This window comes from Chondromyces apiculatus DSM 436 (genome assembly GCF_000601485.1).
Lineage (GTDB): Bacteria > Myxococcota_A > Polyangia > Polyangiales > Polyangiaceae > Chondromyces > Chondromyces apiculatus.
The window spans coordinates 1-18,839 of record NZ_ASRX01000022.1 but is presented as its reverse complement, the minus strand read 5'-3'; the positions used below and the strand labels follow the sequence as shown (position 1 = coordinate 18,839).

General features: G+C 71.3%; 15 protein-coding genes. 9 read left to right on the top strand and 6 right to left on the bottom strand.

Features of this window, described 5'->3' with window-relative positions; genetic code table 11:
- Nucleotides 1-422 precede the first annotated feature (422 nt).
- Nucleotides 423-2,012 carry a phytoene desaturase family protein gene (locus CAP_RS16025; protein WP_052375362.1) on the top strand — a complete coding sequence of 530 codons (1,590 nt, stop codon included), beginning with the start codon at nt 423-425 and terminating at the stop codon, nt 2,010-2,012.
- Between the two features lie 87 nt (nt 2,013-2,099).
- On the opposite strand, the gene CAP_RS50465 is transcribed toward CAP_RS16025, so the two are convergent.
- The gene (locus CAP_RS50465) at nt 2,100-4,367 is read right to left on the bottom strand and encodes an ADP-ribosylation family protein (RefSeq protein WP_156040856.1); all 2,268 of its coding nucleotides are present in this window, start codon (nt 4,365-4,367) and stop codon (nt 2,100-2,102) included.
- Between the two features lie 37 nt (nt 4,368-4,404).
- Between CAP_RS50465 and CAP_RS50460 the strand changes: the two genes are divergently transcribed.
- Nucleotides 4,405-5,043, top strand: a complete 639-nt coding sequence (locus CAP_RS50460) for a hypothetical protein (RefSeq protein ID WP_156040855.1) — start codon at nt 4,405-4,407, stop codon at nt 5,041-5,043.
- Between the two features lie 1,185 nt (nt 5,044-6,228).
- Here CAP_RS50460 and CAP_RS16010 read toward each other — a convergent pair.
- Entirely contained in the window at nt 6,229-6,864 is a 636-nt protein-coding gene (locus CAP_RS16010; RefSeq protein ID WP_044241544.1) for a glutathione S-transferase family protein, read from the bottom strand.
- 117 nt (nt 6,865-6,981) lie between these two features.
- Here CAP_RS16010 and CAP_RS16005 point away from each other — a divergent pair, with 117 nt between their 5' ends.
- Both CAP_RS16005 and CAP_RS16000 read left to right on the top strand, forming a co-directional pair.
- A complete protein-coding gene (locus CAP_RS16005) occupies nt 6,982-7,827 on the top strand; it encodes an aldo/keto reductase (protein ID WP_044241542.1) in 846 nt (281 codons plus the stop codon).
- A 137-nt stretch (nt 7,828-7,964) separates the two neighbouring features.
- Nucleotides 7,965-9,050: an NHL repeat-containing protein gene (locus tag CAP_RS16000; RefSeq protein ID WP_156040854.1), complete on the top strand. Its 1,086-nt coding sequence runs from the start codon at nt 7,965-7,967 to the stop codon at nt 9,048-9,050.
- Nucleotides 9,051-9,133: 83 nt separating this feature from the next.
- On the opposite strand, the gene CAP_RS15995 is transcribed toward CAP_RS16000, so the two are convergent.
- The 3 genes from CAP_RS15995 to CAP_RS15985 form a co-directional block, all read right to left on the bottom strand.
- Nucleotides 9,134-10,237, bottom strand: a complete 1,104-nt coding sequence (locus tag CAP_RS15995; RefSeq protein WP_044241540.1) for an SH3 domain-containing protein — start codon at nt 10,235-10,237, stop codon at nt 9,134-9,136.
- 253 nt (nt 10,238-10,490) lie between these two features.
- Nucleotides 10,491-11,288, bottom strand: a complete 798-nt coding sequence (locus CAP_RS15990; protein ID WP_044241538.1) for a lysophospholipid acyltransferase family protein — start codon at nt 11,286-11,288, stop codon at nt 10,491-10,493.
- A 238-nt stretch (nt 11,289-11,526) separates the two neighbouring features.
- A complete protein-coding gene (locus tag CAP_RS15985; RefSeq protein WP_052375357.1) occupies nt 11,527-11,886 on the bottom strand; it encodes a hypothetical protein in 360 nt (119 codons plus the stop codon).
- A gap of 237 nt (nt 11,887-12,123) precedes the next feature.
- On the opposite strand from CAP_RS15985, the gene CAP_RS15980 reads away from it, so the two are divergent.
- Nucleotides 12,124-13,407 carry a hypothetical protein gene (locus CAP_RS15980; protein WP_044241535.1) on the top strand — a complete coding sequence of 428 codons (1,284 nt, stop codon included), beginning with the start codon at nt 12,124-12,126 and terminating at the stop codon, nt 13,405-13,407.
- On the opposite strand, the gene CAP_RS15975 is transcribed toward CAP_RS15980, so the two are convergent.
- Nucleotides 13,397-14,212 carry an MOSC domain-containing protein gene (locus CAP_RS15975; RefSeq protein ID WP_044241532.1) on the bottom strand — a complete coding sequence of 272 codons (816 nt, stop codon included), beginning with the start codon at nt 14,210-14,212 and terminating at the stop codon, nt 13,397-13,399. The two genes, CAP_RS15980 and CAP_RS15975, sit on opposite strands and share 11 nt — an antisense overlap.
- Before the next feature lie 540 nt (nt 14,213-14,752).
- On the opposite strand from CAP_RS15975, the gene CAP_RS15970 reads away from it, so the two are divergent.
- The 4 genes from CAP_RS15970 to CAP_RS15955 form a co-directional block, all read left to right on the top strand.
- Nucleotides 14,753-15,379, top strand: coding sequence for a DNRLRE domain-containing protein (locus tag CAP_RS15970; RefSeq protein ID WP_044241530.1), 627 nt, complete (start codon nt 14,753-14,755; stop codon nt 15,377-15,379).
- 69 nt (nt 15,380-15,448) lie between these two features.
- Nucleotides 15,449-16,468: a hypothetical protein gene (locus tag CAP_RS54975; protein WP_156040852.1), complete on the top strand. Its 1,020-nt coding sequence runs from the start codon at nt 15,449-15,451 to the stop codon at nt 16,466-16,468.
- Nucleotides 16,465-17,847: an ABC transporter ATP-binding protein gene (locus tag CAP_RS15960; protein ID WP_063748701.1), complete on the top strand. Its 1,383-nt coding sequence runs from the start codon at nt 16,465-16,467 to the stop codon at nt 17,845-17,847. The genes CAP_RS54975 and CAP_RS15960 overlap by 4 nt, the downstream gene beginning before the upstream one ends.
- Nucleotides 17,844-18,839, top strand: a 996-nt coding sequence (locus tag CAP_RS15955; RefSeq protein ID WP_231511507.1) for an ABC transporter ATP-binding protein, incomplete at its 3' end; no start/stop codon positions are given. The genes CAP_RS15960 and CAP_RS15955, both read left to right, overlap by 4 nt.

Here is an 18,839-nt window from a genome sequence, read left to right as displayed (position 1 = left end):
GGGGCGAGACGTCTCCGACCGGCGCAGCACGCTCCGGAGATGCGCCTGCACAGCTCAGCAGGGTGGCCGCGAGGGCGATCTCCAGGGCAGGTCGCCCGATGGTTCGCAGCATGGGTCGCAGCGGGGGATACGAGGGCTGGGGTGATCGCGGTCGGCGAGCACGACCTGTCATCTGGCCCGCGTATCGCGGCCCCCGCACACTGGCCAACAAAGCGACGGCACGCGGCCATGAGGCGCACCCAGGTCGCGGCTGCCCCGCCTTCGAGGTCGGGCTGGAGCGCAAGCATGCCGTACGCCCAGGGGCGGGCATGGTTCGCCCGTGGCGGTCCGGCATCGCGGTTGCTTCTCCGCTGAGCTGCGCGCTCGGGCTGGGCCCACGGATCACACCCTGCCTGCATCGGAGAGGGAGCAAGGGAGCACGAATGACCTGGGATTCTGTCGTGATCGGCTCGGGACCCGCAGGCCTGACGGCAGGAGCCGCGCTCGCACGCGCAGGACACCGGGTCCTGGTCCTGGAGGAGCGCGACGCACCCTGGGGACCCGCGGGCAGCTTTGCGGCGAGTGACCGCGCATTCGATCCGGTGGCCCAGATCGTGGGGGATCTGCACGAAGGCGGCGGCCTGCGGAGGATCTTCGAGGGGCTCGGAGTCGGGGCCGAGCTCACCTTCTGCGAGATCAACCCGGACGGGTTCGATCACCTGCTCATCGGCGCAGAGCGCTTCGACCAGCCCAAGGGCCTCGATCGGTGGATGGCGCGGCTCGTGGCGCGCTTCCCCCACGAGCGGGCAGGCATCGCCGGGTACTTCGCGATCCTGCGCCGGCTGCACGAGGAGCGGGAGCGGTGCGCCACGCTGCGAGGCACGGACCTGCTGAAGATGCCGCTCGTCGCACCCACGCTGTGCCGGTGGGGCCTGCTGCCGCTCACGGCCCTCCTCGATCGCTGCATCCGCGATCCACTGCTGCGCGCCACGCTCGCCGCGCGGGGCCACAAGCACGCCGCGGGGCGCGCCCCGCTCCCGCTGGCCGCAGCGCTGTCGGCCCACTACGCGCAGGGCAGCTACTACCCGCGCGGCGGAGCCAGGCGCATCGCGCAGGCGCTCGTCCGGGCCATTCGCCGCCGGGGTGGCGAGGTGCGCGTCCGGACCCGGGTCGCGCGGGTGCTCGTCGACCGCAACCGCGCGGTGGGGGTGGAGACGTCACTGGGAGAGCGCATCCGCGCGGCGCGGGTGATCTGCGGGACATCGCTGCTCCCCAGGGCCAGCGTGGTGCGTCCTCTCGCGCGCCCCGAGAGCACCGTCGGGCCAACAGGGGCGCTCCGGTCCGTGCGTGCCTCGTGCACGGTCGACCTCGACCTGCGCGCGCAGGGCTTCGACTCCGGCAATACGTGGTGGTATCGCTCGCGCAACGCCGCCCTCGCGGTGGGCGAGGCCGCGCGTCGCGGCACGGAGGGCGGCGACGACATCGACAACCTCTTCGTGTCCGTCACCACACTGAAGGACCCGACCCACCGGCGCGACGGGCTGCACACGGTGGAGATGATCAGCCGCATCCCCGCGTCCCAGCTCCCGCACTGGGGTCGTGACCTGGGCGGCCGCATGCTTTCCGCCGCCGAGCACGTGATCCCTGGCATCCGCCGGGCAGCGCGGCTTCTCCAGGTGGAGGTGGGCGAGGCCGTCGCGCCAGGCGATGGCGGAGAGGTGCTCCTCGGCGCCGTGCAGAGCGCCACCGATGCGCTGTTCCAGGGGATTCCTCGGCCGGTGCCGGCAGCCTTTCCGGTGGAGCGCCTTCACGCCTACCGAACTGGGGCCTGTAGCCAGGGGCTGGCAGCGGCTGCGCGCGCAGGGCTCATCGCCGCCCAGCGCGCCCTCGGGCTGGGGCGCCCGGAGGACTGCCTCGGCGCGCCCGACGGCTCGCTGCGGGTGGTCCCCGCCGATCGCCCTGAGGAGTGGGTGCCTTCCCTCGATGCCGCACGGCGCGTGGCTGCGCTGCCACAGCACAGCGTCGCCGCGTGAGGATGGGGTGCGGTTGAAGGGGGCGGCGGTCGGCGCGCCCCCGTCACCTGTTGCGTGGAGAGCGCGGGGCGCCCTCCACCCGAACCGTCATTCGTAGACGCTCACGGTCTCCTGGTCCCGGTGGGTGAGCACCACCTGGGCGATCTCCGCGAGCGCCTTGCGGCGCAGGCCCTCGTAAGCACTCTTCAGGAGCTGCAGCGCCACCGGGCGCAGCGCCTCGTCGTCGAGGAACAGGAGCTCCCTCCCGAGCACCAGCGGGAACGCCGACTTGCCCGAGACTGTGGCCCGCCGCGCCTCGGAGATGAGCGCCTCACTCTTGCCGGACTGCAGCGCCTGCCACCGCGACTCCCGCTCGCTCGGGTGGGACTGCGCGTCGCCGGCCGAGCGCGGGATCAGCGGCCCGAGACCGCCGTTGATGTCCGGCCGCGGCGTGAATGCCGGCAGCTTGTCCTGGGCCACAGCCGCGTCGTCGTGCGGCTCGAACCAGCGGAGGGTGTCGAGCAGCGGCAGGTACTTGCGCGCCCGGTCCAGGAAGTCGGACCGACCGGTCTCCCACGCATCCCGCAGGCCTTGCTCCACGTCGGCGCGCAGCACCGAGAGGAGCGTCCGGTGCTGACCTCCCGACACCTCGCCCGAGCCGAAGGACTGGATCCGCGCGACCGTGGAGGGGAGCTGCGCCGGATCGTCGTACCAGAGGCCGTAGTGGAGGCCCTCGGCATTGCCGAGCAGCGCCGTGACGAACTCGGGGGGATCGCGGCGGTAGCGGTCCTGCAGGCGCTCGTTGAGGCCGGGCTTGATCTTGCGCGCGAGCCCGCCTTCCTCGAACCACCGCAGCACCAGCCCCGGGCGGCGCCCGAGCCGCGCGAGCGCCTTCTGCTCGTGGTCGTCACCGGCCTGGAAGAAGGCCGCGGCCACCGCGACGTGCCTGGGCAGCGAGAGCCCGAAGGTCTCGCGCATGTGGTCGGAGACCTCGTGGAAGCGCTCCTGCATCTGGGAAAGCACGTGCTCGCGCCACGCCGAGGCCTGGTTCATGTCGACGCGAGGGAGCGAGACGTGAACGACCGCGGTCGCCTCCTCGAGGGTGTTCGCCCTCTCCAGCGCTTCGAGCGTCTCGGACGCGGGGCGGGGAGAGCGCGCGGAGCGCCAGGAGGGCGGCCCGGCGCTGAACGAGAGCGGCTCTACGGCGCGTGCACGTGCCGCCGGTGCCTGGGGCGCCGCCTTGGGTGCAGCCGGTGTTCTCGTCGATTGCGGGGGAGCCGGCGGCGCTTTCGAAGGCGTCTTCTGGCTGGTTGCCCGGGCAGGCGCCTTGGCGGGAGCAGGCTTGCTCGTCGCAGCCCGGCTGGAGGGCGCTCGCCTCGCCGCGGCCTCCGGAGCTGCCGCCTGGGTCGATGCCGCTGCGGGGGTTCCGGCACGGGCCGCCCCCTGCTTCCCGCCTGCCCCCTTCTTTGAAGCGGGCGCTTCACGGGACGCCGGCGCCTGCCGCGGCGCCTGCACCGGAGCGCGCGTGGCCGGGGCCTTCGAAGGCCCCTCTTTCCCGGCGCTCTTTGCGCCTGACTTCGGTGTGGCGCCCTTCGGACCACCCCGCCCCGAGGAGTCCTTCTCTGCTGATTCCGCCGCGACCTCCCTCGACTCCGGCGCGGGAATCGCCTCCACCTTGGGGAGGGGCTTCGTCTTCACCTTCGCGGGGACCGACCCCGCCCCGATGCCAGGCTTGGAGGCTTTCGTGGTCGGCTTCGCTGCGGCGCTCGGCGTGGAGGCTTTCGGCGTGGAGGCTTTCGGCGTGGAGGCTTTCGGCGTGGAGGCTTTCGGCGTGGACCTGGACGTGGTGGCTCCGGGAGCGCCGGCCTTGGGGGTGGCGCCCTTCGGCGCGGATCCAGCCGCGATTGCGTCGCTCGTGCCCTCGCGATCAGCCGCCTGCGGAATGGCTTGCCGGCTCCCTGCCCTGGGGGTAGCTGCCCTGGGGGTAGCTGCCCTGGGCGCGGCTGCCTTCACCGCTGCCTTGGACGCGCCCCTGCCAGAGGCAGGCGCCTTCGCCTCCGTCGCTACGGCAGCCTTGGCCGCTCCCGGTTTGGATGCGGAGGCACCGGAGGTCGCCACGCCAGGCGTCGCAGCATCCGGAGCTGCCTTCTTTGCTGTCTGCTTGGTTGCAGCCGCGGGCGTCTCCTGCTCGGGGCGAACGGCCTTCGCTCCCGCTCTGGGTGCTGCCCTCCCGGGTGCTGCCTTCGCGGCAGTCGCTTTCGTCGCCGCGCCCTGCGGAGCTGCCTGGGGAGCGGCATCTGTCGCCGCTGCCGTGGTGGAGGGCGCCTTGGGAGCAGCCTTCCTGGACGGGGCTGCCTTCGCTGCCGTCTTGTCCATGGCCCCCTTCCCGGCCGATCCGGACGCGGGGGCTGCATTGGAAGAGGTCCCCGCGGTCTTGGCCGCTGCCCTGGCCGCCGGTGCTTTCCGGGCGGGGGCGGAGCTCGTGGTCGTCGCAGCCTGTGCGGTGGGGGGAGTCACGGCCTTCGAGGTGGCGGATTTCGGCGCCGCGCCCTTCGAAGCGGCTTTCTTCGGGGCGGAGGATTGCGGAGTCACCTCCTTCGAAGCTGCCGTACTCGGCGCAGAGGCCTTCGGAGATGGCGCTGTCGGCGCTGCGGCCCTAGGAGCAGGCGTCTTCGCAGCGGCGGCTTTCGAGGCTCCTCCCTTCGGCGCCTCTGACTCCGGAGCGGCCGCTTTCGACGCTCCTCCTTTCGGAGCCGCCGCTTTCGGGGCCGCTGCTTTCGGAGCCGCTGCTTTCGGAGCCGCCGCTTTCGGAGCCGCCGCTTTCGGGGCCGCTGCTTTCGGGGCCGCTGCTTTCGGAGTCGCCGCCCCGGGCGTGGATGCTTTCGGAGCCGCGGTCTTCGGCGCAGAGGCCTTCGGAGTCGCCGCTTTCGGCGCGGAGGCCTTCGGAGCCGCGGTCTTCGGCGCAGAGGCCTTTGGAGTCGCCGTTCCAGACGCGGAGGCCTTCGGCGCGGAAGCAGCCGGAGTCGTGGCTTTCGGAGTCGCCGTTTTCTGAGTGACGGCCTTCGGCGCCTCTGGCTTCGGCGCTGGGGTCCTCGGAGTCGCTGCCTTCCGGGTGGAATCGTTCTGCGTCCTGGGAGCTGCCCCCTTGCTGGCCTCGCCTCCCGTCTCCTTCAAGGTGACCTCGTTTGGAGCTGACGCTTTCGCGGTTGCCGCCGCGGCACCTGCCTTCGACGCCGCCCCCTTGGGTGCGGCTGACTTCGATGCTGCCCCCTTCGACGCAGCCGCCGTGGCGCCCGCCTTCGGGGCTGCCCCCTTCGACGCCGCCGCCGTGGCGCCCGCCTTCGGGGCTGCCCCCTGCGATGCCTCCGCGGTGGCCCCCGCCTTCGGCGTGGCCCCCTTCGGAGTTGCTGACGTCGGTGCGCCGGCCTTCGGTGCGCCGGCCTTCGGTGCGCCGGCCTTGGGCGCGCCGGCCTTCGGTGCACCGGCCTTCGGTGCACCGGCCTTCGGTGCGCCGGCCTTCGGTGCAGCCGCCTTGGACGCGTTCGCCTTCGGGGTCGTCGCTTTGGGCTCGGCGGCCCTGGGAGAGCCCGCCTTCGAGGCTGCCTCCTCGACGCCAGCGTCGCCTGCTGCCGTCTTCGAGGGAGCCGCCTTGGCCTCTGTCCTGGGAGCCACGGCCTTCGACGCTGCACCCTTCGGAGCGGCTGCCTTGCGCGCCGCGGCCTTCGGGGTGGCTGCCCTGGAGCCACCGGACTGGGGACCGTTGTCCTTCGCCGCTGCCTTGGAGCCTGCGGCGTCCGGCGCGACCTGGAGACCTGCGGCGTCTTGCGCGACCACCTCGTCGCCTGCGTCTTTCACTGGCGCCTTCTTGCTTGCTTCTTTCGCCGTTGCCTTCATTCCTGCGTCCTTCGCGGTTGCCCTCGTGCCTGTGTTCATTGCCGCCGCCTCGTCCACCATCCGGTGCCCCCGCGCCGCGAGGGTACACCAGTCATCTGTCTTGCTTCACACCGCCGCGCCCGCTTTCGTCCTCCGGAGGTCTTCACCTGTCCGGTGCAATTGCGAGCGTTGCAGGGGCGTCCGCCTGGGTCGCTCCCTGAGCAGCGCGCACCAACGTAGCTTGTCTGGTTGGCCTGTTCGAGGCCGCCGAGATGGTCGATGAATGAAAAGATGTCCAAAGGCGAAGCTGCGTCGCGCCTGCCGCACCTCTCGCCCCCCTCCCCGGCGCCACTGCCACCTTCCGTCACACCATCTGGATCGCATTGCCGCCCGCCGCTGCCCACGAAGGGCGGGCACGGATCCGATCGCGGTACGCCGTCAGGGAGGGCAGCTCCTCCGGGCGATCCAGGCGCGTCCCCTGGAGCAGGTTCAGCATCACACCCAGCCCGCAATCCGCCAGCGAGAAGTCCCCGAGCAGGTAATCGCGGGCGTGCAGGTGCTGGTCGACCACCTTGAGAGCCCGGCTCACGTCCGCCGCGACCTGGGCCACGAGCTCCGGTCCGGCATTCGGACCCGTCCGACCGGTCCGGGGGGTCAGTATGTCTGCCCACCAGACACGCCCTGCATAGGCCAGGTTGGACGCCTCGAAGAACAGCCATTGAAGCGCCTCGGCGCGCGCCTTCGGGTCCCGGGGCCATAGCGCACCGCCGTAGGCGTCGCCCAGGTAGGCGACGATGGCGTCCGACTCGCGCAGGACCAGGGCGCCATCGACCAGCACCGGCACTTTACGGTGCGGATTCAACGAGGCCAGCTCGCCTTCGAGGTGCTCGCCCCGGAGCAGGTCCACCTGAATCGCCTGGTGAGGGAGCTTCAGCTCGGCGAGCGCGAAGCGTGCCTTCAGGGCATTGGGAGAGGGCGCGAACGTGTAGAGCTTGAGCATCGGAGCACGGTATCACGCGCCTCCCGACGGGCGCCGCGCCATCCGAAGCGACGATTCTGCGCCCTCGTGAGCCGGCCCCTCTTCTCTCGGGCGTGACCCGGACCTACATGCGCGCGCATGCAAACCCGCACGTTCGGCTGGACCCGAAAGCCCGTCCCGAGCATCGGCCAGGGCACCTGGCAGATGGAGATGGACGACCCGACCAAGGTCCAGCGCGCCATCCATCGCGGCCTCGACCTCGGGTTGACCCACGTCGACACGGCGGAGATGTACGGCTCGGGGGCCGTCGAGCGCCTCGTGGGCGAGGCCCTCGTCGGGCGCCGCGGCGAGGTGTTCCTCGCGTCCAAGGTGCTCCCCCACAACGCCTCCCGGGAGGGCACGCGGCGCGCCTGCGAGCAGAGCTTGAAGCGCCTCCGCACCGATCACCTCGACCTCTACATGCTCCACTGGCCCGGCGCGATCCCCCTCGCCGAGACCATCGAGGCGTTCGAGCAGCTCGTGCAAGCTGGAAAGATTCGGTACTGGGGCGTCAGCAATTTCGACGTGGGTGACCTCGAGCAGGCCCTCGCCATTGCCGGCAAGGGGCGCATCGCCTGCAATCAGGTCCTTTATCACCTGCAGGAGCGCGCCATCGAGCACGCGCTGATACCTTTTTGCGAGGCGCACGAGGTGCCCATCGTCGCTTACAGCCCCTTCGGCTCTGGCGATTTCCCGGACTCCGACAGCCGCGCCGGCAGGGAGCTGAATGCCATTGCAAAGGCACGCGGGGTCACCGCCCGGCAGGTGGCCCTGGCCTTCCTCCTCCGCGAACCGCACATCTTCGCCATCCCCAAGGCCAGCCGGCCCGAGCACGTCGAGGACAATGCACGGGCCGCGGCGCTCACGCTCTCGCCCGAGGAGCAGCTCCGCCTCGAAACGGCCTTCCCCCTCGGCATGCGCCCCGCATCGCTGCCCATGCTCTGATACTCACGGCGAGGGCACGCGCACATCCCACCGCCCTCCTCACGCGGTTTCCTCTGCTGCCCCCACCGCTGTCCGACCCCTGCCCGACCGCGCCCCTCGATTGAGCCCAGCAAAACCTTCGGGTAGACCGTTGCCCCATGGATCGACGCTGGGCGGCAGCAGGTGTGATGGTGCTCGCCTTCGGGATCGCGGCGGTGCTCGGCAAGCGCTACGCGGAGAAGCCCTCCTTGGAGGAGACCCGGAGCCCCGTGCCCGGCAGCGCCGCCGCATCGGTCGCGAGCCCACGCCCTCGCCCGAACCCGGCCCCCCAGGCTGGCGCCCCCGACGCCGCAGCCGAGGGTGGCACCCACGCCGGACCCGAGACGCTCTTCTCTGCGGCATGGGGCGGTGACCTCAACCAGCTCGGGCGGGATCGACCCACGGAGGGCAACCCCGAAGGTCCGATGAGCCTCGCCGTGGATCGCAACGGGCGGGTCCTCGTGCTCGACCAGGTGAACAACCGCATCGTGCGCTATGGCGCCGACGGCAAGCCCGAGCGGGCGCTGCCCACCGAGCTGCGCACCGCGCAAGACATGACCGTGGCCCCCGACGGCACGCTCGCGGTCCTCGAACGCGTCCACGACAAGGCGGTGGTGCTCTTCGACGATGCCGGCCGACAGATCGGAGAGCTTCCCCTGCTCGGAGAGGGCATCGAGGAGCCGGGCCACGTGACGGGCATCTTCGTCGACGGCAAGGACGTCTACGCCGAGCGCGAGCACGGCGCGCTGGTCAAGCTCGGCGACACCACGGGCAAGCCCGCCGGCACCAGGGCGGAGATCCCGGGACGCCCGAGCGGCGACGGGCAGCTCTACCTGAGCGCAGGCATCATCCAGGCCCAGGCAGGCCGGGCCTACGTCTCTGCCATCGACCGCGCGAAAATGGAGAACCGCTTCACGCGCGAGCTGCGCTTCGAGGCGGTCCTCGACGTGATCCTGCTCCTCGACAGCGACCGCGCCGGCGTCATCTACTTCGCGGTGCAGGGCCGGAGTCCCTCTGGCGAGGAAGCCGTGCTGCTCACCTGCCTCGAACCGAGCCGCGGCCAGACGATCGGCGGGGCGGTGCTGCCCGTGAACACCTTGCCGGAGGAGACGTTCCGTGACCTCGCCGTGCTCGACGAGGGCGGGGTGGTCCATGCGCTGCGGAGCGAGGCCGGCACGACGTACCAGCGGTACGACTGCCAGTGACGCGCTGACCGGCAGCGCTGGTGACGCGCTGACCGGCGACGCTTCCGCGAAGCGCGCTTCCGGTCAGCTCTCGGACCGAGCCGTCACCAGCCCGAGCGGCGGATGGCCTTGTAGGAGCTGCCCGCGGTGCGGCTGCCGTACACGCAACCGTACGCGCAAGCCTTGCACTCGTAGGTGTACATCGAGCCCCAGCCGTCGCCAGAGCTGTAGATGAAGACGTGCCCCGCGCCGCCGCTCCGGTAGACCATCGCGTCGCCCTTCTTCACCGAGCCGCGCGAGACGGTGGACCACTGGCTGCTCGACCCGTTGAAGTCCGCGGTGCTGTAGGGGTGCGCGTCCACGGTGAGGTCGGTGTTGCTGCTCGGCACCGTCCACACCTTCGCGACGAAGCCGGAGCAGTCGCCGCCGTAGCTGCCGGAGTAGGTGCACGACGGACAGGAGCCGCTGCAGCTCCCCTTGTTCGAGCTGGTCGGGCCTTCGTTGCGGAACCTGCTGTGACCCCACCAGTACCCGAAGCCCATGCCCGACTGCGCCTTGCTCATCGCCGTCTGGATCACGCCGCTCGTGGAGGTCCCGCCCGGGGTGGCCGCGACGAAGTAATCACCGTAGGTCCAGCCGCGGGTGCCCTGGTGGTCCACGTAGTAGAAGCCGTTCGTGGCCTCGGGCTGCACCAGCGTCACCACCGACCCCTCCTGGATCACCAGCAGCACCGACTGCGCGGTGGACGGGCCGGAGCGCAGGTTCACGTTGGTCGTCGCCTGGAGCTGGCCTCCCTCGGCCACGCTCCCGGCCTCACCGCCGCCGCTGGTGGCCACGACGTCGTAGTACTGACCATAGCTCCAGCCCACGAGGCCATTGTGGTTGACCTTGTAGAAGCCGGCCTGGGGCGACCCATCCACCACCTTCACCGCCGAACCTTCGGGCACCACGCGCAGCACCGAGGCGCTCGTGGACGGCTCGGAGCGGAGGTTCACGTTGGTCGTCGCCTCCAGGGTCATGCCGGAGGACAGGTCTCCGCTCACCGCGTGGTTGCTGCTGTCGACAGGCTCCGCCGTCCCTTCCAGCACCACCGAGTCGGACGGCTCCTCATCGTCCGTGGCAGAGCAAGCCGCCACCGAGGCGAACGCCCCGAAGACAGCGACGCTGGCGATGCGCACGAACGCGGAACGGGGCGAGGCCAGAAGCATGAACGGTCCTCCGGAGGCTGAGGCGATGATGGCGGGGGTGTGTGCGTGAAGTGTGCACAGGGTGCGCCAACCTCGCTCCTTCTGGCCCACGCGGAGAAATCCGCAGTGTTCTCCGCGCGTCGCTTCTGGAGGGGAAAGCGCCCGGTGATGCGGTGAACGGCCAGAGGTGATGGACGAAAGACCACCCATGGACCTCATGAGGCCCAGGGCGTCGAGGACACCGCGCGTCCCGCGCTTCCGTGGGGACGCGCGATCAGGCTTCGGCGGGGACCTCGGAGGGAACTGTCTCGGACGACGGCTGCAAGACGGGCATGGACTTGCCGAGCCGCTCGAAGGCCTGGCTGATGTCGCGGCGGATGCCGTCACGCAGCTCCGGCAGATCGTCCTTCGACATGCCCTTCACCTCCACCGGGGGCAGCACCTCGATGCGCACCTGGCACTTGGTGCTGAAGATCCAGCTATTCTTCGGGATGGAGTGGCGCGAGCCGGCGACGGCGATCGGCAGGATGGGATACCCCGTCTCGAGGGCCAGCCGGAACGCGCCGTCCTTGAAGGGCTTGATCTCGCCGTCGTGGCTGCGGGTGCCCTCGGGGAAGATCATCACCGACATGCCCCGCTCGAGATACCAGCGGCAGGCTGCCATGGCGGACTGGGCGCTCTCGCGCTCACCCCGCCGGAGAGGGATGTCCCCGGCCATGCGCATCATCCACCCGAGCCCGGGCACCTTGAAGTTCGCCTCCTTCGAGAGCCACTTCATCTCCCAGGGCAGGAAGCTCAGCGCCGGGATGTCGGCGATGGACTGGTGGTTGGCCACCACGATGTACGGCCCGCTGCCCTTGGGGGGGCGGAAGCTGTAGGTGATCCGCGTGCTCCAGAGCGGGTTCAGGTGAATGAGCATGGTGCCGCAGATGCGGAAGAACCTGCCCACGACCCGGCGCACCCGGTCGAACGGCACCGTGAGCGCATAGATCAGCGCGACGAGGAACGTCGAGATCACCACGATCACGATGATCTCGGCCCAGTTCCAGAGCGAGACGAGCCTGGCTTTCATTGGCGAGACAATCACCTACCGAGCCTGCCCGCGCAGGCCAAGGGGGTGTTTCGTGACACGTCGCGCCGCCGCGCCGCGTTGCCCTTGAAATCACGCTCATTGCGGCCCGGCGGGCTCCTTGCCCTGACGGACTTGTGACACTTCCCAGGGCGGGTGCCGAACCGGCAACCCCCTGATCCAGCAGTGGGAGAGCGGTCAGGCGATGGTCAGGCGACGGTCAGGCGGCGATCGAGGAGGATCAGCGGGCGCCGCGCCGCAGCTCGTCGCGGCGCTGCACGAGCCACACCCGTGCCTCGGACTCCGTGAGGAAGAAGCGGATCGGGCTCTCGTCGCGGCGGCTGTTCAGCAGGCTCATGGCATTGGCCATGAGGGTCGACTGCGAACGGCTGTTCCGGCTGCCGCCGAAGAAGGCGATGCCCCGGATGGGAACGCTGCGGAAGCCATCGACCGCGGTGCGGCGGGCCTCCGAGGTGAGCGAACCGATGCGACCAATATCGCAGAGCAGGAGCGCCCAGGAGCGCCCTGATGCTACACGGCGCGCCTCGGCAGCGATCCGCGCGGTGTCTGCCGCATCGAGATCGCCAACGAGGGACGCCACCAGAAGATCGGGACTCTCGAACTTCAGAGAAGCGTTGAGGCCACCCTGACGCTGTTGGGGTCCACTGCCCGGATTTGTCCTGCTCATGGGGCGCAGCCAGGCGAGAGTATCTGGGCACGGACATGGAGTGTCAACCGCCGTTCCGAGGAACGCTCGCCCCATGCACGTCAAGAGACGTCCCCGGAGGCCACGCGCGCGCCGTTCCGTTCACCGGAAGAATCCGTCTAAGCTCGTCCCGTGAACGAGCGAAGCCTCCCCCAGCGGCTCTCCACGAGCATCGTCGACGCGCTGCGGGCCCGCGGGCACATCGCCGTGGTCCGCGGAGGCGCCGCTGCACTGGCGCGCGTGCTGGAGGAACACCTCGACGGAGACATCGACGCCATCGTGACCACGCTGGAGCCCTCCCAGGGCATCGACGGCGAGGTGACGGACACGATCGACGATCAAGGCACCGTGGATCAGCGCGTGCACACCCTCATCCAGGCCCTGACCCAGGCGCTGCTCTCGTCCGAGCACGTGGAGGACGCTTTCGCCGACGAGGCGCAGGTGAGCCAGGAGATCCTGCGGGCCCTGCGCGAGGGCCTCGGCGCCTCGCCGCGCACCTCGGATGCCGCGGAGGAAGGCCCGGCGCGTCTCCGGCTCGACACCCTCGGCTACCTGGCCTCCATGGTGGCGCACCGCGCGCCTGCCCGGGCGCTGCGCGCAGCGCTCGACCGCGCCGCGCAGGGCGTGGGGTGCAAGCTGAACGCCTACGACCCCGAGCTGCGCGAGGCCACCTTCTCTCTCTCGGAGGCGACGTTCTCGCTCACGGTCGCCGACCCCGAGGCGCGCCTCGACCTGGAGCAGGCCGTCCTCGACGAGCTCACGGACCTCGTGAACGCCAACCTCGTCACGCTGCCGGCGCACGAGCACGAAGTGCAGCTCGGCGCGCCTGTCCCGGCAGCGCTCCTCGCCACGCTGAAGCCACGGATCGATGCCGCTGCCGCCCGCATCCTGCGCCGGGGTGGGTGCACGGCCACCTGGGAGCTGCGCGACGGCCACCGGCTGTGGGTGGCCATCACGCCCATGTCCGACACCGATGCCACCGACGTGAGCCAGCGCGCGACCCTGCTGCGCGCCGACATCGAGGCCCTGCTGCGCGCCGCCGAGCACCAAGCAGAGCCGCTTCCGACCGCGCCTCGGGAAAAACCAGCCCGCGACAAGAAAACGAACGCAGGGAAGACCGCCCCGGAGACGCCCCCCCGCCCCGCGACCTCCAGGAGCGCCAGAACGACGCCCTCCCCGAAAGCCTCCTCCCCGAAGGCCTCCTCCCCGAAGGCCTCCTCCTCGAAGACGGCGGTCCGCAAGACCTCCCCGAAGGCCTCCTCCTCGAAGACGGCGGCCCCCAAGGCCTCCCCGAAGGACACGACCCGCAAGTCCTCCTCAGCGAAGGCGGCTACGCAGAAGGCCGGGGCAACCGCGCGGAAAGCCGCGACGACCCGGGCTCCCGGGAAGAGGGCGTCCAGGGCTCCTAAGGGCTGACCGGGCGCACCGGATCTCCCACCCGGATCACTCCCCGCCCCGTGGGGACCATGTTCTGACCGAACAGCACCTGCCCCTGGTCCTTGCGGTACGTCGCCAGCGTGGCGAGCGGCTCTTTCCCGGCCACGCCCCTCTCCTGATCCACCGTCACCAGGGCGCAGCGCGCGCACGGCTTGGTCACCTGAAACCTCACCGCGCCGATCGCGATCTCGCTCCAGCCATCCTCCGCGTGCGGATCACACCCCTCCACCACCAGGTTGGGTCGGAACCGGTCCATCGGCACCGCCCCCTGCTCCCGCTCCGCCAGCCGAGCATTCAGCCCCTCCAGCGACGCACGCGAGACGATCAGGAACGGGAAGGCGTCCGCGAAGCTCACCAGATCTCCCGGTTCCTCCCGCCCATCCCTGACAGGGCGCAGCGAGCTCTCCGGCATGTACACCAGCTCGCAGCGCCTCCCCAGGTGGCGCCCGAGGAGGTCCGCCGCCTCCGGGCTCACCGCCACCGCCTCGCACTCGTCGTCCCACACCCGCACGCGCCGCGCGCCGCCTTCCTGCGGCCGGAGCGGAACCTCCGCGTGCCCGAGCCCGGGCACTGTGAGCACCAGCGTCTCGCCCTGGATGGCCACCCCGATCAGCGCCATCGCCGGCAGCTCCCGCTGGGTGAAGAAGGCGCCACGCTCGTCCACCACCATGAACCGCCGGTCGTGGGCGAAGCCCCGCGCCTCGACCTCCGCCTCGGTCACCGTGAGTCCGCGCGCGGACTTGACCGGGTAGACGTGGAGGCTGCTCACCCGGATCTCGCTCATCGGTCCACCCTACCACCGCTCCCTCCCGCACCGCGCCACCGCTCCCGCCGCGCACCACTCCCGCCCCAGCCGCGCACCGCCCATCGCTCCCACCCCCGCCATCACACCATTGCGACCCCCGTCACGCCCCGACAGAGACGGCCCCTCGACACGACGAGTCAATCAGTTGTGCCTGCAAGCCCCCCCGCAGCGCCGACGCGGACCTGGGGAGGCAATCAGTTGCACCTCCAGCCGCCCCTCCCGGCGCTCCTGTAGCGACCGCCCGCGTATCAGGCATGCGCCCCACCTCGGCCATCGCCCAGCGCCCACCCGGAGCGCTCGTTTCTCCAGGCAAGCCCCAGCAAAACAGTCCAGGTTACCCCCGTTCTCAGGGCCTCCATCAACCGTCTTCGCAGCCGATCGACGCGGAGCGCTGCGGCCATTACGGTTTCATCACATTCGAACGATGCCCGTTGACCCGAGTGGTGACGCAAGCGATGTTGCCGTCGCCCCATTACCCATCGTTTTCGCTCCAGCGCGATCGGGCCTCAAGCTCCCACCGTGAATCTTCGCCAGTGCACATGGCGGAATGCGGAGAGGAGGCCGGAACTCCATTCTTTTCTCCAGGATTCGACCAATGAGGATGCCTACCTCTCGCAGCACTCGCCGACGTACAACGCGGGCACCTACTACGTCCTCTATACCGGCCTCTCCAGCGGCGAGGAGAAGCGCTCGGTCCTCAAGTTCGACCTCAGCGCGCTCCCGGCCGGGTCCACCATCGACTCGGCGACCGTCAAGCTCTCCCAGATCTACAAGGCCACGAGCAGCACCGTGAACGTGCACCGCGTCACCGCGGCCTGGACCGAGGGCGGCGCGCACTGGAACAACGTCGGCACGGCCTTCGATCCCGCCGTCGCCGCCACCATCCAGGCGACGAGCGGCTCCGGCGTGCGCACCGCCAACGTGACCGGGCTCGTGCAGGGCTGGGTCGACGGCGAGACGGCCGTCGGTTGCGGCGGCCCCAACTGCGACATCAATGGCTACGCGAACCTGGTCTCCTACGGCGCGGAAGGCCCCTGCACCGGCTTCAACAACTGCCACCTGTTCCACAGCCAGCAGAGCATCCAGTACAACTGGGGCAACTGGTGCGCGGTCTCCGGCGTGAGCGACATCGTCTGCTCGAACTGAGTCTCCACGAGGGGCTCGAACCGAGCCACTCCCCCGGGCGGGCCCGGCTCTGCTAACGTCCGAGCCGCTGTGCGGCGCCCTTCCCTCACCGCCTGCCTCGCCTCGCTGCTCGCCCTCGTGATCCCGAGCTGCGCTGCCAGCCCGGATCCGCCCGTCTGCGCCGGCGCCGGTCAGTGCCGCGTGGGTCACTGCATGGTCGGCCGGTGCCGCCCGAGCCCCGCCCCCCTCGCGCCCCTCGATGCCCAGCGCCTCGTGCTCCAGCCCGCCGACATCGCCGTGCTGAGCGCCCGCGCGCTCCCCCGAGGCCCCGGCCTCTCCCCGGCGGCGTCGGCCCCTTCCCTGGCACCATCGACCTCCTCCCCTGGAACCCCCGCCACTTCCCTGGGGGCCTCCACCTCCTCCCCCGGCACCGCAACCCCCTTCTTCGGAGCCTCCACCTCCTCCCCCAACACCGCGACCCTCTCCCCTGGAGGTTCAGCGTCCTCCTCGGCCGCGCCCTCCGGCGCCACCCCCCCCTCCAGCGCCACCCTCTCCGGCGCTACCACCCTCTCCGGCGCCACCCCCCTATCCGACCCCGCGGCCCCGACCAGCACCGCCGCATCCTCCGACCTCGCCCTGGACCCTGCCTCGTCCCTCGCCGCGGCCCGCGCGCGCTTGCCCGAGGCCGTCGCCCTCGGCGCGGAATCCGCGGGCGACACCGTCCTGCTGTTCCGGTTCGAGGCCCCCTGGCCCGACGACGCCGACATCGCCTCGGCCTTCCTCGTCCTCGACCCCGTCGCGGGCGCGCCCCCCGCTGCCGCCGAGGTCCCCCTGGAGATCGCCCGCATCCTGGAGCCCTGGCTCTCCGACACGGCGACCTGGGGCCGCCAGCCGCGGCACACCATCCCCGAGCTGGCGGCCGTGGCGCGCAGGAGGCCCCTCGCCCCCGTGCGCATCGACGTCACCCGCCTGGTGCGCGCCTGGTCCGAGCGCGCCCACGACGATCACGGCATCGCCCTCATCGCCCCCGGCGACGACCCCGTGGGCCTCGCTTGCTCCATGGGCATCACCGACGGCCTCGGCCCCCGGCTCGAGGTGTACCTCCGGTGAGCGACGACCCCGCGCGGCGCAGCGACCCTGACCGGGCGACATCCCTGCCCATTCCCCTCGTGCAGCGGACCATCCCGCCGAGCACCCGGACCCCCGCGCCCGCGTCCTCCGGCGAGCCGCTGCCCAGCGACCCCCGCCCCAGCGACCCCCGCCCCAGCGACCCCCGCCGAAGCGACCCCCGGTACAGCGATCCCCATCCCAGCGATCCTCGCCGCACCTCGCTTCCCATCCCCCTGGTCCGCCCCGCGCGCGGGGTGGCCCAGCGCGGGGTGACGCCCACGGAGCCGCTCCTCCGCGTCCGCGACCTCACCGTCACCTTCACCGAGCAGGGCGTCCGGCGCACCGTGCTCGATCACGTCTCGCTCGACGTCCCCCGCGGCACCACCGTGGCCCTCGTCGGCGAGTCCGGCAGCGGCAAGAGCCTCACCGCGCTCAGCATCCTCGGCCTCTTGCCCCCGCTCGCCACGGTGGAGACGGGCGAGATCGACCTCGGTGGCAAGAACCTCCTCGCCCTCTCCGAGCGCGAGATGCGCCCCCTGCGCGGCGGCCAGATCGGCATGGTCTTCCAGGAGCCGAGCACCTCGCTCAACCCCGTCTACACCGCCGGCGCGCACATCGCCGAGGCCATCCGCCTCCATGCGCCCGTCTCCCGCAGCGCCGCGCGCAAGCAGGCCATCGACTGGCTCCGCAAGGTCGGCCTCCCCGAGCCGGAGCGCCAGGTCGACAGCTACCCCCACGAGCTGTCCGGCGGCATGCGCCAGCGGGTGATGATCGCCATCGCCCTCGCCGCCGGCCCCTCCCTGCTCATCGCCGACGAGCCCACCAGCGCCCTCGACATGACCACCCAGGCGCAGATCCTCGCGCTCCTCGGCGCCCTCCGTGCCGACCTCCGCATGAGCATGCTCCTCATCGCCCACGACCTCGCGCTGGTCTCCGAGCTGGCCGACGAGATCGTGGTGCTCTACGCCGGCGCCGTCGTCGAGCGCGGCCCCGCCCACGACGTGCTCACCGCCCCCGTGCACCCCTACACCCAGGCCTTGCTCCGCAGCATCCCCCCGACCGGCACCTACCGCGCCCGGCGGCAGCGCCGCCCGCCGCTCCCCACCCTCGGCGGCGCGCCCCCCAACCTGAGCGCCCCGCTCCCGGGCTGCCGCTTCCAGGAGCGCTGCCCCGAGGTCACCGACCCCTGCCGCACCAATCCCCCCGCGCTCACCGCCACCCGCGCGCGCAGCGGCGCCGACGCAAGCAACGCCTCCCACGCAGACAACGCCTCCCACGCAGACAACGCCTCCCACGCGGGCACGCCACACGAGGCCCGCTGCATCCTGGTCGGCGCCCCCCGTCCCGTGACGCTTCCTCGCCCGGAGGACTCCCGGTGAGCCCTCCTGCGGACAGCACACCGCCGTCGAGCGTGAAGAGCACGAAGCGCTCCCGCGACCTCTCGGACACGGCGAGCGACGACGCCCAGCACGACGAGCCGGTCCCCTCCGTCGGCCGCGCCCGCCGGGAGCGCCCCATCCTGCACGCCGAGAAGCTCTCCAAGCTCTACCCTGTGCGCCGCGGCCTCTTCGGCAAGACCCAGTTCGTGCACGCCGTCGAGGGCGTGACCTTCTACGTGCGCAAGGGCGAGACCTTCGGCCTCGTCGGCGAGTCCGGCTGCGGCAAGTCCACCCTCGGCCGCACCGTCCTGCGCCTCGTCGAGCCCACCCTCGGCCGGGTCATGTTCGACGGCCGCGACCTGACCACCATGACCGAGTCCGAGCTGCGCAAGACCCGCCGCCGGATGCAGCTCATCTTCCAGGACCCCTACGGCTCCCTGAACCCGCGCATGACCGTGCGCGAGATCGTGGGCGAGGGCCTCACCATCCACCGCCTCGCCGCAAACCCGAGCGACGCCGACGCCCAGGTCGCCGACGTGCTCCAGAAGGTCGGCCTCCGCCCCGACCTCATGGACCGCTTCCCCCACGAGCTGTCCGGCGGCATGCGCCAGCGCGTCGGCATCGCCCGCGCCCTCGCCGTGCGGCCCGACTTCATCGTCTGCGACGAGCCCGTCAGCGCCCTCGACCTCTCCGTGCAGGCGCAGATCATCAACCTGCTCGAAGCCCTGCAGGACGAGCTCGGAGTCAGCTACCTGTTCATCTCCCACGACCTGCGGGTCATCCAGTACGTGAGCCACCGCATGGCGGTGATGGTCCTCGGCCGCATCGTCGAGATGGGCCCCACCCAGGACGTCTCCGAGCGGCGCTACCACCCCTATACCCGCGCCCTCTTCGCGGCCATGCCCACCCTCGCCGCCGCCGAAGGCCCCCGCCCCCCTGTCACTCTCGCCGCCCCCGGCGCTCCCGCCCTCCCCGCCGCCCCCGGCGCTCCC

Excerpts from the sequence above, each read along its gene's own strand:
- CAP_RS16025 (WP_052375362.1), top strand. The coding sequence starts at position 423 with ATGACCTGGGATTCTGTCGTGATCGGCTCGGGACCCGCAGGCCTGACG.
- CAP_RS50465 (WP_156040856.1), bottom strand. The coding sequence starts at position 4,367 with ATGGACAAGACGGCAGCGAAGGCAGCCCCGTCCAGGAAGGCTGCTCCC.
- CAP_RS16010 (WP_044241544.1), bottom strand. The coding sequence starts at position 6,864 with ATGCTCAAGCTCTACACGTTCGCGCCCTCTCCCAATGCCCTGAAGGCA.
- CAP_RS16005 (WP_044241542.1), top strand. The coding sequence starts at position 6,982 with ATGCAAACCCGCACGTTCGGCTGGACCCGAAAGCCCGTCCCGAGCATC.
- CAP_RS16000 (WP_156040854.1), top strand. The coding sequence starts at position 7,965 with ATGGATCGACGCTGGGCGGCAGCAGGTGTGATGGTGCTCGCCTTCGGG.
- CAP_RS15995 (WP_044241540.1), bottom strand. The coding sequence starts at position 10,237 with ATGCTTCTGGCCTCGCCCCGTTCCGCGTTCGTGCGCATCGCCAGCGTC.
- CAP_RS15990 (WP_044241538.1), bottom strand. The coding sequence starts at position 11,288 with ATGAAAGCCAGGCTCGTCTCGCTCTGGAACTGGGCCGAGATCATCGTG.
- CAP_RS15975 (WP_044241532.1), bottom strand. The coding sequence starts at position 14,212 with ATGAGCGAGATCCGGGTGAGCAGCCTCCACGTCTACCCGGTCAAGTCC.